The sequence below is a fragment of the Sporosarcina sp. FSL K6-3457 genome (assembly GCF_038007285.1).
Lineage (GTDB): Bacteria > Bacillota > Bacilli > Bacillales_A > Planococcaceae > Sporosarcina.
In genome coordinates, this window is the sequence record NZ_JBBOWX010000001.1 from 2195578 (window position 1) to 2209397 (window position 13820).

Annotated in this window: 15 protein-coding genes; 14 read left to right on the plus strand and 1 reads right to left on the minus strand. The window is 39.0% G+C overall.

What is annotated here, in order from left to right:
• The first annotated feature begins 2 nt into the window (after positions 1 to 2).
• The 7 genes from N1I80_RS10410 (at position 3) to N1I80_RS10440 (ending at position 6736) form a co-directional block, all read left to right on the plus strand.
• Positions 3 to 1112 (plus strand): cysteine protease StiP family protein, encoded by a 1110-nt coding sequence (locus N1I80_RS10410; RefSeq protein WP_340737804.1) that lies wholly within the window; start codon positions 3 to 5, stop codon positions 1110 to 1112.
• Between the two features lie 14 nt (positions 1113 to 1126).
• Positions 1127 to 1930, plus strand: a complete 804-nt coding sequence (locus N1I80_RS10415) for an HAD family hydrolase (protein ID WP_340737805.1) — start codon at positions 1127 to 1129, stop codon at positions 1928 to 1930.
• Positions 1931 to 1942: 12 nt separating this feature from the next.
• On the plus strand, positions 1943 to 3001 hold the full coding sequence (locus tag N1I80_RS10420) for an ATP-grasp domain-containing protein (protein WP_340737806.1): 1059 nt from the start codon (positions 1943 to 1945) through the stop codon (positions 2999 to 3001).
• 217 nt (positions 3002 to 3218) lie between these two features.
• The gene (locus N1I80_RS10425) at positions 3219 to 4844 is read left to right on the plus strand and encodes a YceG family protein (RefSeq protein ID WP_340737807.1); all 1626 of its coding nucleotides are present in this window, start codon (positions 3219 to 3221) and stop codon (positions 4842 to 4844) included.
• Positions 4845 to 4952: 108 nt separating this feature from the next.
• A complete protein-coding gene (locus tag N1I80_RS10430; RefSeq protein ID WP_340737808.1) occupies positions 4953 to 6032 on the plus strand; it encodes a toxic anion resistance protein in 1080 nt (359 codons plus the stop codon).
• A 43-nt stretch (positions 6033 to 6075) separates the two neighbouring features.
• Complete coding sequence (locus N1I80_RS10435) at positions 6076 to 6249, plus strand: hypothetical protein (RefSeq protein ID WP_340737809.1); 174 nt, start codon at positions 6076 to 6078, stop codon at positions 6247 to 6249.
• 40 nt (positions 6250 to 6289) lie between these two features.
• Entirely contained in the window at positions 6290 to 6736 is a 447-nt protein-coding gene (locus N1I80_RS10440) for a HEAT repeat domain-containing protein (protein ID WP_340737810.1), read from the plus strand.
• Positions 6737 to 6967: 231 nt separating this feature from the next.
• On the opposite strand, the gene N1I80_RS10445 is transcribed toward N1I80_RS10440, so the two are convergent.
• Positions 6968 to 7873 carry a chemotaxis protein gene (locus tag N1I80_RS10445; protein ID WP_340737811.1) on the minus strand — a complete coding sequence of 302 codons (906 nt, stop codon included), beginning with the start codon at positions 7871 to 7873 and terminating at the stop codon, positions 6968 to 6970.
• 311 nt (positions 7874 to 8184) lie between these two features.
• Between N1I80_RS10445 and cyoE the strand changes: the two genes are divergently transcribed.
• From cyoE to N1I80_RS10480, 7 genes are all read left to right on the plus strand, one after another.
• The gene (gene cyoE / locus N1I80_RS10450) at positions 8185 to 9126 is read left to right on the plus strand and encodes a heme o synthase (protein WP_340737812.1); all 942 of its coding nucleotides are present in this window, start codon (positions 8185 to 8187) and stop codon (positions 9124 to 9126) included.
• A 183-nt stretch (positions 9127 to 9309) separates the two neighbouring features.
• A complete protein-coding gene (gene cysC, locus N1I80_RS10455) occupies positions 9310 to 9909 on the plus strand; it encodes an adenylyl-sulfate kinase (RefSeq protein ID WP_340737813.1) in 600 nt (199 codons plus the stop codon).
• 236 nt (positions 9910 to 10145) lie between these two features.
• A complete protein-coding gene (locus tag N1I80_RS10460) occupies positions 10146 to 10856 on the plus strand; it encodes a phosphoadenylyl-sulfate reductase (RefSeq protein ID WP_340737814.1) in 711 nt (236 codons plus the stop codon).
• Between the two features lie 22 nt (positions 10857 to 10878).
• Complete coding sequence (gene sat, locus N1I80_RS10465) at positions 10879 to 12027, plus strand: sulfate adenylyltransferase (protein WP_340737815.1); 1149 nt, start codon at positions 10879 to 10881, stop codon at positions 12025 to 12027.
• A 33-nt stretch (positions 12028 to 12060) separates the two neighbouring features.
• The gene (gene cobA / locus N1I80_RS10470; protein ID WP_340737816.1) at positions 12061 to 12840 is read left to right on the plus strand and encodes a uroporphyrinogen-III C-methyltransferase; all 780 of its coding nucleotides are present in this window, start codon (positions 12061 to 12063) and stop codon (positions 12838 to 12840) included.
• Between the two features lie 12 nt (positions 12841 to 12852).
• Positions 12853 to 13608, plus strand: a complete 756-nt coding sequence (locus N1I80_RS10475) for a sirohydrochlorin chelatase (RefSeq protein ID WP_340737817.1) — start codon at positions 12853 to 12855, stop codon at positions 13606 to 13608.
• A 25-nt stretch (positions 13609 to 13633) separates the two neighbouring features.
• The gene (locus N1I80_RS10480; protein ID WP_340737818.1) at positions 13634 to 13780 is read left to right on the plus strand and encodes a YezD family protein; all 147 of its coding nucleotides are present in this window, start codon (positions 13634 to 13636) and stop codon (positions 13778 to 13780) included.
• Positions 13781 to 13820: the final 40 nt, after the last annotated feature.

Below are 13820 nucleotides of genomic sequence, written 5' to 3' on the forward strand. Positions count from 1 at the left end.
ATATGCTGCCATCAATCGTAATACCCGATAAAATGGGGAGTTATAGGGAAGACGACGTTACCTTTTTACTCCGTGATATTGGTCAGTATGTCACTGAAACGACAACGGAGGAAAGAGAAGGTCTTATTCAAGGAGGGACTCATTATTCTGAAATGCTTCCGGTTGAATATCAACCAACAGAAGATTATATTTCCTTATTCCACAATACGTTGGATATGTATGCGAAGCGAATAGCAATTGCTGTAGGTGTCGTAGCAGAACAAATTAAAGCATCTAAAGGATTGGAGCAATTAGTGCTTGTCAGCCTTGCTAGAGCTGGTACGCCGATTGGTGTGTTAATTAAGAGATATTTAACATGTAAGTACCAGATTACTGTTCCGCACTACTCGATTTCTATTATTAGAGGGCGTGGGATTGATGAGACTGCGATTGATTATATATTTGAGCATAATCCTGGAGCCAAAATTCAATTTGTCGATGGTTGGACTGGTAAAGGGGCTATTACGAGTGAATTAGAGGAAGCTTGTGTGAACTATAATGCTGCACATGCTAATAAAATCGATGCGAGTTTAGCAGTATTAGCAGATCCGGGCCATTGTGTACGCATTTATGGTACTAGAGATGATTTTTTAATCCCATCTGCTTGTTTGAACTCAACGGTTTCAGGACTGGTGAGCCGGACTGTGTTAAATTATAATTTTATGGACAAAGATGACTTCCATGGAGCTAAATATTACAAAGAATTAGCGACTGTCGATGTTTCCAATCTCTATGTAGATACGATTGAGCATATGTTTAACGAAGTGCAACATGAAGTACAAACAGCACTTGAGCTAGTAAAGCAAGAGGATCTGACCCCTTCGTGGAAAGGAATGCAATCTGTCGAATTGATCCAAAAGCAGTTCGGTATTGATAATCAGCATTTTATAAAGCCGGGTGTTGGTGAGACAACTCGTGTATTATTGCGTCGGGTACCTTGGAAGATTCTTATCAATCCAAACTACTCAAATGATTTAACACATATCCTTATGTTAGCTGAAGAACGCAATGTTCCTGTTGAAGAATTTTCGGAAATGTCGTATTCTTGCTGCGGCATTATCAAAGAATTGTAAAGGTTGTGCCCTTCTTGATTTTATTTACATCTGATTTAGATCGTACCTTAATTTATTCGGAAAGTATGATGAAAAAATATCCTATCAATGATACAGTTATGGCAATTGAGTATAAAGAAGATGAAATAATTTCTTTTATGTCGCAGCAATCAATGGAACTGCTCAAACAGTTCCACGAAAAAAATTTATTTGTGCCTGTTACTACACGAGCGATTTATCAATATGAACGAATTGTCGCTTTTCAACAATGGATTCAACCGAAATATGCCATCATGAGTAATGGCGGAACTATTTTAATAGATGGAAAACCAGATGCTGAATGGAGTCAGTTGATTCGAGAAAAGATAACCACAACATCTCTTCCCAAAGAAGATATGTTACAACTTTTTGCTGAAATTCGAAATGAAAATTGGGTAGGAAAAGAATATTATATTGATGAGTTATTTTATATGTTTCCTGTCAATCGACAATGCATTCCGTATCAAGAGCTTAAAGGATTTGAAAAAAGAATCCTGAAAATTGGCTGGAGAATGTTTCTTCACGGTAGAAAACTATATGTCCTTCCTATCCAATTAAACAAAGCATTTGCAGTTACCCATTTGAAAAATTACGTGGATTACGACATGCATATCGCTGCGGGAGATTCACTAATGGATTACGAGATGCTGATACAAGCCGCGATTGGCTATAGTCCCCCGCATGGTGAAATATTTGAGAAGCAGGGACTTGATCCGAAGGTGACCTGGCTAAAGGAACACGGTGCTGCATCGGCGGAAGAATTACTGAGTCATCTGTTGGCAATGACAATGAAGATTTAAAGGAGATTTCCTATGGTGCTTAATATTTGGTTTAATCGATGGTTTTCAACGGTAGCGCACTACATGGAGATGATACGAAATAATCCAGATCAACAAGCATTTGTGATTTATGGCACACATCCCAATCCTGATACAGTGTATTTAAAAAATAGTGATGTAGCGCTTACGGAACCCGATATCTATGGCGAAGAATATGTGCAGTTTTGTTTAGAATTTTGTCGACAATACAGTATTGATATCTTCGTCCCGCGAAAGGAAAACGTGCTAATTTCACAGAATCTCTCTTTATTTGAAGCAATGGGTGTCAAAGTATTAGTATGTCCGGATGGAGACTTGATGGCGCTGATGGACAATAAGGCGGCTATGTACCAATCCTTGGAGAAGCATAACGAAGCAGGTCATTCGATTGTGACTATACCGAAGTACCGAGTTGTCAATCATGCGGATGCTTTTAAGGATGCTTATCAGGAGCTATCAAGTGATGGTGGCCGACTGTGCATCAAGCCGATAGTTGGAGAAGGAGCAAGTGGGTTTCGTATTTTAGATGATGAGGCGGATACTATTTCGTTTCTATTTAATACGGCTAATTCTCAAAAGATATCCTTTGCAACAGCCTATAAAATACTGCAAAAACAAGATCGTTTTCCAGATTTAATGATTCTTGAGTATTTAGATGGCTATGAGTATAGCATTGATTGCCTAGCAGGAGCTGATGGCACCTTACATATTGCTATTCCTAGAAAGAAAGGGATAGGCAGAATTCGTGAAATCGAACATAACGAAGAGTTGCTGCTAATTGCGCGTCAAATGGCCGAACATTATAAAATTCCTTTTGTTTTCAATATTCAAGTGAAATACAAAAATGGTGTTGCCAAGCTATTGGAGGTTAACCCGCGGATGAGTGGAGGCTTGCATATTAGTTGCCTTGCTGGTGTGAATATACCTTACTTTGCAATTAAGTTGCTGCTGGGCGGAACACTTGAAGCGCTGCGTCCGAATTACGGTGTGAAAGCGACTTATATTGAACAGCCTATTATTTTATCTGAAGGGAGAGCTTTGAGTAATCGTTAAAATGAATCTGTAATCCGTGAATAATTCAGTTAAAACAGCTATACTATAGAGGCTGAATAAATAATTCGATTTTTTTCGTCTATTGAACTCCGTCATAGTGGAGCCCCTTGGTATGGTCGTCTATGACACTGCCCAGGGGTTTTATTTTTATAAAGCCTCCGGACATAATCACCCCTAGGCGTGATTGATCTTAACTTAGCGGAAAGGAGAGCGTTAGGTGAGCAATTTACAAATAGAACCTATTTTGTATACTTCAACAACTGATTGGTTGGCGCTATTTCTTGCCACTACCCGGGAGCGGCCGTCCTATTTAGTCGACGACTCGACTTTTCGGTTTAACCGAATAGGCCTTCGTGTATTAGGAACACCTTTAGTTGAGGATGAATATTACAATTCCTTATTTGATATGAATAATAAGTCATTCATCCATGTCTTAAGTGAAGAATTAGATAAAACGATTGACAATGAAGATTTTCAAGCGATACAGGAAATTCTGAAGATGCATCAAAAAGAACCTAAGGGCTTATCGATTAACCGGCTAATTGCCTTTATGTATGGTAAAAACTTGATACCGAAGCACAAGGACGCTGGAATTAACCGGCATGTACAGCTATCTACAATAAAGGTCGTCAATCATTTTCAACAGCAACAAAATAGTGGATTACAGTCACCTGAATTCCGTAGATTTTTGATTGATATTGTCAAGTGGTTAAAAAATCACTGGGAGAAGTGGTCTGCATCTCTTACAATTGGGGAGGATTTCCCGAAAGTTGTCTGGTATGGGGAATTATCTACTAGCCAGAAATATTTTTTGCTATTGTTAATGGAATTCGGGTGTGATGTCCTTATTTTTCATCCGGGAGCGGAAGACTTATTTGCAGAAGTAGATCCAAATAACCAATTTTCTGTCGTCTACAGCTATCCAGATAAAGGAGAATTGCAACCATTTCCAACGAAAATTAGAGACCGCGAAACAACAGTAGCCTATCGTGCCAATAAACAGCTGGAGAAAATGATGAACGATCATCAATCGGGTGTCTTTAAGCCATGGCAGCTTAGAGAGTATATTCCGGCTGCGCTTACATTGCGTATGACCTATGATGATGTTTTTATTTATTCAAAAGAAAAGGCAATGATTCGACCAGATTTCAAAATTGAAGAAGATCGTGTCACGATTCCTGTTGTTTTTGCGAAAATACAAGGTGTATCGAGTGATCGAGCCGATTATTGGCAGCGTATGCATCAATTAACAAGTGACAAGCATGCGTTGTCGATTCTCCAATTCCCGTATGCGAAAACATCGAAGGCAAATTATCATTTTCACTATCAGCACTCATTAGATCGGGATGGTACATTATTACCAGAAAAAATGGTGAAAAGTAATTGGTGGCGATACGGACATTTATATGCAGGTTTACAAAATGCGATTGCTTACACGATAAAAGAATGCTGCGAACACCCTAAACTTATTAAGTTAGATCATGAATCAACGTACGATTTGCAGTTGTTCATTTTTAAACAAGCAAGTATGCTTCCAGAAGAAATCCTACAATTACTACAAGGATTTGATTATTCACAAGAAGTACCTCGACTTATGCTGTATAATATGGAAACCAATGGTTCACCGTCTCGTGAAGATGCGGCCTTACTCTTATTTCTTAATCGTTTTGGAGTGGATATTATTCTCTATAATCCAGCCGGCCATACAGATATTGAAGAATATATAGACCCGGCCAATTACGACGTCCATTGGTTAGAGGATATGGTATTTGGGCAAGAATTCCAGGCCTATCAACCAAAAGAACAATCGATATTCAAGAAATTTATTAAGAATATTTTTTAATGATTATTATATATGTTATACATATATATTTAGCGGGGGTGCAAATTGGCGCCGTCGCGGATTCAATAAAGTTTTGTATTTCAATTTAAGTAGATGGGGGATTTTACAATGACAATGCCAGTAGCACTTCAAAAAAATGAGTTAAATGAACAATCTGCTAACGAATTACGACTTCAACTACGCCAAGAACCACAAGTATTACAAATTGTGAGCAAAATGGATGTTAGAGATCAAACGGAATTACTGTCGCTTGGTCGAGAGCCAGCAGAGCGATTATCTCGTTTTTCAGATCGTATTCTGAATACAATGATGGTATCGAAATTAGATGACTCTGGTGAATTACTGAATCAATTAGAAAAACTGATGAAGCGATTTGATCGCAATGAAATTACGAAAGACCCAGGCTTTTTCGATAAGTTGTTTAAACGTGCCAAGCAACAAGCGGAAGCGATGTTTAAAAAGTACCAGACATTGGGCGGTGAAATTGAAAAGATTCATGGGCAATTTGCTATCATAGAAGAAGAATTAAAGAAATCGAATCGTGAGTTGGAAGGACTTTATGCTGAAGATGTTGAATATTATTTTGAATTAGAAAAATATGTAGTCGCCGCAGAAATCAAGCTTGAAGAGGTTATGCAAACATTAATTCCACAATGTCAGCAAAAGGTAGACAGTGGAGACCAAATGGCTCGTATGGAGTTAGAAAATTTAGTGGCTGTTAAGGAATTATTGGAACGTAAAATTGATGATTTAGAAAAGGCGCGTATGGTAGCCGTCATTGCTGCTCCGCAAATTAAAACAATGCAAAGAGGGAACAATGATTTGGTCGCAAAAATCAATAGTGCCTTCGTGACAACCATTCCGATTTTTAAAATGGGCATCATTAATACGGTCAGCGCTAAACGTCAAAAAGTACATTCAGATTCTTTAAATGCTTTTGAAGATCGGGCCAATCAGATGTTGCAAGATGTGACAAGTGACATTATGAAGCAGAGCGTTGAAATTGCGCAACGTTCAGGTAGCTCAAGTATTAAAATGGAAACGATTGAAAATATGTGGGATACGATTGTTTCGGGAATTGATGAATATAAAAAAGTAAAAGAAGAACAATCTATGCAACGTATCGAAGATCGTAAGCGCTTGGAAACCCTTCGGGAAGATGCGAAAAAAGTATTATCTATGAATTGATTGAAATTCGGGTATAATAAAAGAAACAATGGGGGGATATACGATGACTGAACAGAAAAAAATGAGTTTAAAAGAAGCGATTCAAAAACAGTTAGAAGCTAAGAAGAATAATACGGCTACTAACAATGTTAAAGGAAACGCAGCATCATCTGCAAAAAAAATGCAAAGTCAACAAGCTAAAAAAGTAAGTAGTGCACGTCGTAAAATGGGTTCATAAATAGTACGTTATGTAGCTGGAAAAGCGAATTAGAAGGAGAATGGAATCTTTGTCAATAAAAAATGAATTACCACCAAACTATGAGGAATTAAAAAAAGCGATTAACCGCACATCCAATTGGAGAGAGCGTTTAGATGCGATCGAAGAATTAGGACAATGGAAGCATAAGCGCGTAATCGACATGCTCGTTTATAGAATGAACAATGATGCGGTCTATAAAGTACAAGAATCTGCTTATCGCCAACTTAAAAAGTTTGGTGAGGATGTACAATTACCAGCAAGAAATGAACATGAATTGATCAAAGATGCTAACAAAGTATGGTCGAGAATCAAAAAAAGCTTGCCGGCTGATCATACGTACGAAGACTTCAAAGAAAAATTAAAAAAAATGAGACTAGACTTATATGACACGTACGAAGGCGATAAGGGTGCTGAGTTTGATCAGTGGCTCGAAAAAACGTGGGCATCAGCGGCAACAAGAAGATAATAAAAATGCCAGTCTCAATAATGAGGCTGGCATTTTTATATCTAGGTTCAGCAGGTGTTCAAGCCTCTGCTGAACCTAGATAAAGCTTCCGGCGGATTCACGGATTTTTAGGGGAACTTAAGAAGGCAGTCTAAGTACGCGACGTCCTGTCGCAACGACTGCATGACCTACTCCTGTAGGCCCCCAGGCTCGAAAAAATCCGGACGCAATCACGCCAAGGCGTGATTGGTATTATAAAATATGATGATCAATTTTTAAAATAAGTTCAGCAATTTCAGGTTTACTAATCTGATCGACGGCACCAACTTGGTCGCCTTTATGACGTAAATCGTCAGTGATTAAGCTTGAGAAAATCACAACCGGTAATTTTGATAACACGGGATGAGTTTTGATTTTTTTAGTTAGGTGATGACCATCCATTTGTGGCATTTCGATATCTGTAATAACAAATTGCACATGATTACTAATGTCGCCACCCCTTGTGACAAGTTCTTCTAAATAATCAAATGCTTCTCGACCATTTTCGAAAAACTCAAGATTGACATAGCCTGCTTCAGCCAAAGTGTCGGCTAATAGCCTACGAAGTAGTGGGGAGTCTTCTGCGATGACAATTTTCTTATCGGAACGTTCACGTTTACCCAATTTTTTCACAGCATCGATATTAATGCCAGTGTCTGGGTTAATGTCTAGAACAATTTTTTCAAAATCAAGGAGTAAAATCATTTGCCCTTGATATTTAATGACGCCAATGATTTGTGAATTACCTCCCTGATACATTTCAGAAGGTTTTTCAATTTGCTCCCAAGAAATTCTGTGAATTTGTGATACGCTGTCTACATGAAAAACAACAGTCTGCTTATTAAATTCAGCAACAATAAATTTTTGTTCAGCACTGCGATTATCTGTAGACAGGCCTAGTACTTTAACCATGTCAACAACAGGTAAAACTTCACCGCGTAGTTGAATAATACCTTCTACATTTGGGTGAGCATGTGGGATAAATGTAATCGGAATCGGTTGGATAATCTCTTTCACTTTAATGACATTGATTCCAAATACGCTGTTACCTACTTCGAATTCAACAATTTCAAGTTCGTTGGTACCACTTTCTAGTAAAATTCCTTTATGATCTTGCATGAAGTCATCTCCTTCATCTAACGTTAGTAATTCGATTGTATCATGAAATGGCTAATTATCCTATACTGTGTGTGTAGGTCTCTTGTACTCAACTAAAATGGAATAGAGGATAGTATACATATGATTATAAATCAAGTGTCAAATTTTGAACTTTTTAACCGGGGCTTCACATTTACTTCAACGATCAGAACAATTTTCTTTGTCTTAGGGGACAAGTAATAGTAAAATGAATACAAGCATGTCAGTGTTCCGTGATTTTGTGCATTCATTACACTGGAAAACATCTGGCGTTTTTGAGGAGAGAAAAATAGATGACTAAAGTTATAATGCCTTCTCAGCAGAAGGTAGAGAAAGCTACATTATCGAATGAGCGAACGCTAGCTACCAAAATTGCTGATCTAAAATCACTGTTTAAAGGCGTTGTCTTAATTGCGAATGTTTTACCTGTCCTTACTGGATTTTGGTTAGCGTTACATTTTTCCAATACGACGCTTGGGGCTAACTGGGATGTCTTTTTGCTCGCAATGGTAGGAAGCACACTTGTAATGGCTGGTGCGTTGATTCTAAATAATTGGTATGACGTCGATATTGATACGGTCATGGAGCGAACAAAAAATCGTCCAACAGTTACAGGGAATATATCTTTGAAAACAGTTTTGATATTAGGTCTTACCTTATCAGTCCTAGGTTTTATTGTGTTATTTTTTACAACGTTTGAAGCCGTGATCTACGCATTTATAGGATGGTTTGTCTATGTCATTTTGTATACAATGTGGTCGAAACGAAAATATACATTGAATACAGTTATCGGTAGTGTGTCGGGTGCAGTGACACCATTAATTGGCTGGACAGCTATCGCGCCCGGCTATCATATTGTACCTATTGTACTAGCACTTATTTTATTTATTTGGCAAATGCCTCATACATTTGTCATTGCCATGAAGAAGTATGATGAATATAAAGCGGCTAAAGTTGCGATGCTGCCAGTTGTTCGAGGATTTGCATTTACGAAACGGCAAATTGTCGTTTATGTGGCTTGTTTACTTCCATTACCATTTTTGTTAGGATCACTTGGTACAGTTTTTCTTGTCATTGCGACTTTATTGAATGTAGGATGGCTGATCGCAAGTCTAACAGGGTTTACCACAAAAGATGATTTGAAGTGGGCGCATATGATGTTCCTTTTCTCAGTGAATTACGTAGCCATTTTATTTTTAGCAATGATTATTGTCACATTACCGATTTTCAATTAAGTACAACCACTATAGAAGACAAACTGAGTAAATCATTCCATTGATTTACTCAGTTTTTTTGTCCTAATCCTTATTAAACATATATGAATTAAAAAATAGTCTGAAAAATGATTGACATTTATCCTTTTTCTCCTTACTGTTAGAACATGTAAAGTAGATAACTGAAAATGAGGAGGAAAAGAAATGGCAGCATCAAAAAATATTGTATGGCATGAGTCTGGGGTGACGAAAGAAAATCGTCAACAACAAAAAGGACATAAAAGTGCAATCCTTTGGTTTACAGGATTGTCTGGGTCAGGCAAATCAACGATTTCAGTCGCATTGGAAACAGCATTGCATACTAAAGGGTTTCATACGTATCGACTAGATGGCGATAATGTCCGTTTTGGTTTGAACAAGAATTTGGGTTTTAGCCCTGAGGACCGTACGGAAAATATTCGTAGAATTGGTGAAGTATCCAAGCTAATGGTCGATGCAGGTTTATTTACACTGACAGCATTTATTTCACCATACCTAGAAGATCGGAACCAGGTGCGAGAACTTGTTGAAACAGATGAGTTTATCGAAATCTATGTGAAGGCTAGTTTAGAGACTTGTGAACAACGAGATCCAAAAGGGTTGTACAAGAAAGCCAGATTAGGCGAGATTAAAGGTTTTACGGGAATTGATGCACCCTATGAAGAACCGAGTCAACCTGAAATCGTCATTGACACTAACCAATTGAGTATTGAGACGTCTGTTGAGGTCATTATTGCTTATCTAAAAGATAATAATTATATTTAAAAGTAGCAATTATCGTAACGTTTATAGATGAAGGGCATAGAATACTTTAAAACCTACTTGACACATAGGAATTATAAGGATATTATAATCAATAATCATTAGCTGACTGGATAACCAGAAGCGATTACATGGTATAGGCAATAAAATTAAAAAATGAGCTGACTACAAAAGTGGAGGCGATTTTAATCAATAATAGATTAAAGTCGTCTTTTAAACTAAAGAAAGGGGAATTGACTATGGTAAAGCTGACGTATGCGGATTGGATAGAGTCGGATCAGGATTTTGTAATAGACGACGAAACAAAAGGCGCACTGAGTGTATTGCGCTGGGCGTATAGCGCTTATGACGAGGAACTTGTCTATGCTTGTAGCTTCGGAGTGGAAGGCATTGTGATGATCGACTTAATCGCGCAAATCAAACCGACGGCTAAAGTAGTGTTTTTAGATACAGGACTTCATTTTCAAGAAACGTATGCACTGATTGACGAAGTAAAGCAGCGTTATCCGCAATTGGATATTGAATTGAAAAAGCCAGCATCTACGGTGGAGCAGCAAGCCGAGCAGTTGGGTGACAAACTATGGGAAAGACAGCCAGATCGTTGTTGTTATTTGCGAAAAGTGATTCCGCTGCGTGAAGCATTGAGTGGTGCAACAGCTTGGCTGTCTGGACTTAGACGGGAACAATCTCCGTCAAGAAGTCAGACGAATTTCGTTAATAAAGACGAAACATTCCAATCAGTTAAAATTTGCCCACTTATTCATTGGACATGGGAGGATATTTGGGCATATGTTGACCAACATCAATTGCCATATAATCCTCTGCATGATCAGGGCTATCCAAGCATTGGCTGTGCACCTTGTACGTTGCCGGGAGATACTACGACAGGTTCGAGGTCGGGGCGCTGGGCTGATCAAACGAAGACAGAATGTGGCTTGCATAAAAATTAACTAATCTAATGGGGGAATTACAATGGCTTTGAGTCAACCGCATGGTGGAGTATTGATTAATCGTTGGAATCCTAATTTTAACCTAGATGAGCTTACTAGTATTGTTGAACTAGATGAGATATCGAGCAGTGATTTAGATTTGATAGGTACGGGTGCTTACAGTCCTTTAAACGGTTTTCTGTCTGAGGCGGACTATCATTCTGTTGTCACAACAATGAGATTGACAACGGGTGAGCCGTGGACGATTCCGATTACATTGCCAACGACGGAGGAAAATGCGAAGAACATTACGTTAGGTAGTGTTGTGAAATTAGTAAGAGATGACGTTGTTTACGGAGTGCTGAGCGTTTCGGATATTTTCACGCCTGACAAAGAACAAGAGGCTGCACTGGTGTATCAAACGACAGATCGAGAGCATCCAGGTGTCAAGAAATTGTTTGAACGACCGAATGTCTATCTGGGTGGAGAGATTACGCTTATTGAGCGACGTCCGTTGAATGATTTTTCGGATTATCTATATGACCCAGCTGAAACGCGTGAGAAGTTCCAGGCGCTGGGTTGGAAAACTGTTGTTGGTTTTCAAACGAGAAATCCTGTACATCGTGCACATGAATATATTCAAAAAACAGCATTGGAAATTGTCGATGGGTTATTTTTAAACCCATTGGTTGGAGAAACGAAATCGGATGATGTGCCAGCAGATGTCCGATTGAAAAGCTATGAAGTGTTGCTAGAAAACTATTATGCTAAAGATCATGTGTTTTTAGGTGTATTTACAGCAGCAATGCGTTATGCCGGACCACGTGAGGCTGTTTTTCATGCGATGGTGAGAAAGAACTTTGGTTGCACGCACTTTATTGTCGGACGTGATCATGCAGGGGTTGGTAATTACTACGGCACCTATGATGCGCAGAAAATATTTAGTAATTTTACGCCTGAAGAATTAGGGATTACGCTATTATTCTTTGAACATAGTTTTTATTGCAATAAGTGTGAGAGTATGGCGACGCCGAAAACATGCCCGCATGATGCGAGTGACCATGTCATTTTGTCGGGGACGAAGGTAAGGGAAATGCTGCGCAATGGTGAGCAGCCACCTGCGACATTTAGTCGTCCAGAAGTGATTGAGGTATTGATTGAGGGATTGAAACAACAGGTCGTTCATTCATAAATAGTAAACCAAACGGTGAGAGGAGAGAAGAAGATGGGAAAAGTATATTTAGTAGGTGCTGGACCTGGCGATGTTGATTTGATCACCGTTAAAGGGTTGAGATGTATTCAAGAGGCAGATGTCATTTTGTATGACCGTTTGATCAATAAAGAGCTGTTAAGTTACGCGAAGCCAGGTGCTGATCTGATTTATTGCGGCAAGCTACCTAACTATCATGCCATGATTCAAGAGACCATTAATCACTTTTTAGTGAAATATGCGAAGCAGGGGAAGATCGTTACGCGGTTAAAAGGTGGGGATCCATTCATTTTTGGAAGAGGTGCAGAAGAAGCTGAGGCACTTGTGGACCACGGTATTCCGTTTGAAGTAGTTCCAGGGATTACAGCTGGAATTGCAGCTCCTGCCTACGCTGGTATTCCGGTAACACATCGTGAGTTGAGTTCTAGTTTTGCTATTGTCACAGGGCATATGCGTGCAGGGAAAAGCGATTCCATCCACTGGGAAAGCTTGGCGAAAGGCATTGATACGCTAGCAATTTATATGGGAGTGGGGAATCTACCTTATATTTGTGAGCAACTAATCAGTCATGGTAAGGCTGCTAGTACGCCAGTTGCCCTTATCCACTGGGGAACGACAGAAGCGCAGCAAACGGTGACAGGCACGCTTGCCACGATTGTTGACATTGTGCAAGAATCTACTATTAAAAATCCAAGCATGATTGTAGTTGGAGAAGTGGTCAAACTGCGTGACAAGATTCAGTGGTTTGAACAAAGTGATTTGGGTGAAGCTTTAATGAAAGAACTTTCTATATAAGGAGGGAGCAATATGCAGGCGGTTTTATATGTAGGCCATGGTAGCCGAATTCAAGCAGGTGTTGAGGAAGCGATTCAATTTATCGAAAATTGTAAAGTAATGATAGACGTCCCGATTCAAGAAATTTGCTTTTTGGAGTTGGCGTCACCTAGCGTTGATGAAGGTATTATCAAGTGTGTGGAACGTGGCGCAACTAAAATTGCTGTTGTTCCTATCCTATTGTTAACGGCAAATCACGCCAATGAGGATATTCCCTTTGAAATTGAAGTAGGTAAAATCATGTATCCTGATGTTGAATTTACATACGGCAAAGCGTTTGGGATTCACCCTAAAATGGTGGATAGCTTATATGATCGAGTCATTGAGCAGCAGGTGCCGATTGATGTAGAAGCACAGGTGTTACTCGTTGGGAGGGGCAGCAGTGATCTTGCCGTGAAGCGTGATTTAGCGGAAATTGCACGGCTGCTTGCGAACAAATATCCCTTTCAAAAAGTAGATGTTTGTTTTCTATACGGAACAGCTCCTTCGTTTGACGAAGCTATGGAACAATTGCAACAAACGACACAACGGCAGATTTTTATCATTCCTTATTTATTATTCTCTGGTATTCTCATGAATGGTATTACGAGAACAATTGCTAAGCATTCCTCAAGCGACCAACAAATTATTCTTTGTGAGAATTTGGGTTATCACAAATACGTTCAAGATGTACTTGTTGAACGAGTGAATGACTTGCTAGCAACGCCGGTAATATTGCAGGCGATTTAGTACCTGCTGAAAGGATGATGCCAACATGGGGAAGCAAAAAGATAATGTGGAACAGGCGATTGAAACGCTAAAGGCAATGCTGGCTACGATGAGTTATGGTTCGATTACATTAGTTGTTCAGGATCATGTTGTTGTTCAAATTGAAAAAAATGAAAAAATTAGGCTTAAGTAATCAATGGCTTTGGAGTAAGTACAACAAATACTATTTGTGA

What these genes read in the sequence shown, in the direction of transcription:
- N1I80_RS10480 (WP_340737818.1), top strand. Translation starts at nt 13,634, where the DNA reads ATGGGGAAGCAAAAAGATAATGTGGAACAGGCGATTGAAACGCTAAAG.
- cyoE (WP_340737812.1), top strand. Translation starts at nt 8,185, where the DNA reads ATGACTAAAGTTATAATGCCTTCTCAGCAGAAGGTAGAGAAAGCTACA.
- N1I80_RS10410 (WP_340737804.1), top strand. Translation starts at nt 3, where the DNA reads ATGCTGCCATCAATCGTAATACCCGATAAAATGGGGAGTTATAGGGAA.
- cysC (WP_340737813.1), top strand. Translation starts at nt 9,310, where the DNA reads ATGGCAGCATCAAAAAATATTGTATGGCATGAGTCTGGGGTGACGAAA.
- N1I80_RS10440 (WP_340737810.1), top strand. Translation starts at nt 6,290, where the DNA reads ATGGAATCTTTGTCAATAAAAAATGAATTACCACCAAACTATGAGGAA.
- N1I80_RS10460 (WP_340737814.1), top strand. Translation starts at nt 10,146, where the DNA reads ATGGTAAAGCTGACGTATGCGGATTGGATAGAGTCGGATCAGGATTTT.
- N1I80_RS10475 (WP_340737817.1), top strand. Translation starts at nt 12,853, where the DNA reads ATGCAGGCGGTTTTATATGTAGGCCATGGTAGCCGAATTCAAGCAGGT.
- cobA (WP_340737816.1), top strand. Translation starts at nt 12,061, where the DNA reads ATGGGAAAAGTATATTTAGTAGGTGCTGGACCTGGCGATGTTGATTTG.
- N1I80_RS10420 (WP_340737806.1), top strand. Translation starts at nt 1,943, where the DNA reads ATGGTGCTTAATATTTGGTTTAATCGATGGTTTTCAACGGTAGCGCAC.
- N1I80_RS10435 (WP_340737809.1), top strand. Translation starts at nt 6,076, where the DNA reads ATGACTGAACAGAAAAAAATGAGTTTAAAAGAAGCGATTCAAAAACAG.
- sat (WP_340737815.1), top strand. Translation starts at nt 10,879, where the DNA reads ATGGCTTTGAGTCAACCGCATGGTGGAGTATTGATTAATCGTTGGAAT.
- N1I80_RS10430 (WP_340737808.1), top strand. Translation starts at nt 4,953, where the DNA reads ATGACAATGCCAGTAGCACTTCAAAAAAATGAGTTAAATGAACAATCT.
- N1I80_RS10445 (WP_340737811.1), bottom strand. Translation starts at nt 7,873, where the DNA reads ATGCAAGATCATAAAGGAATTTTACTAGAAAGTGGTACCAACGAACTT.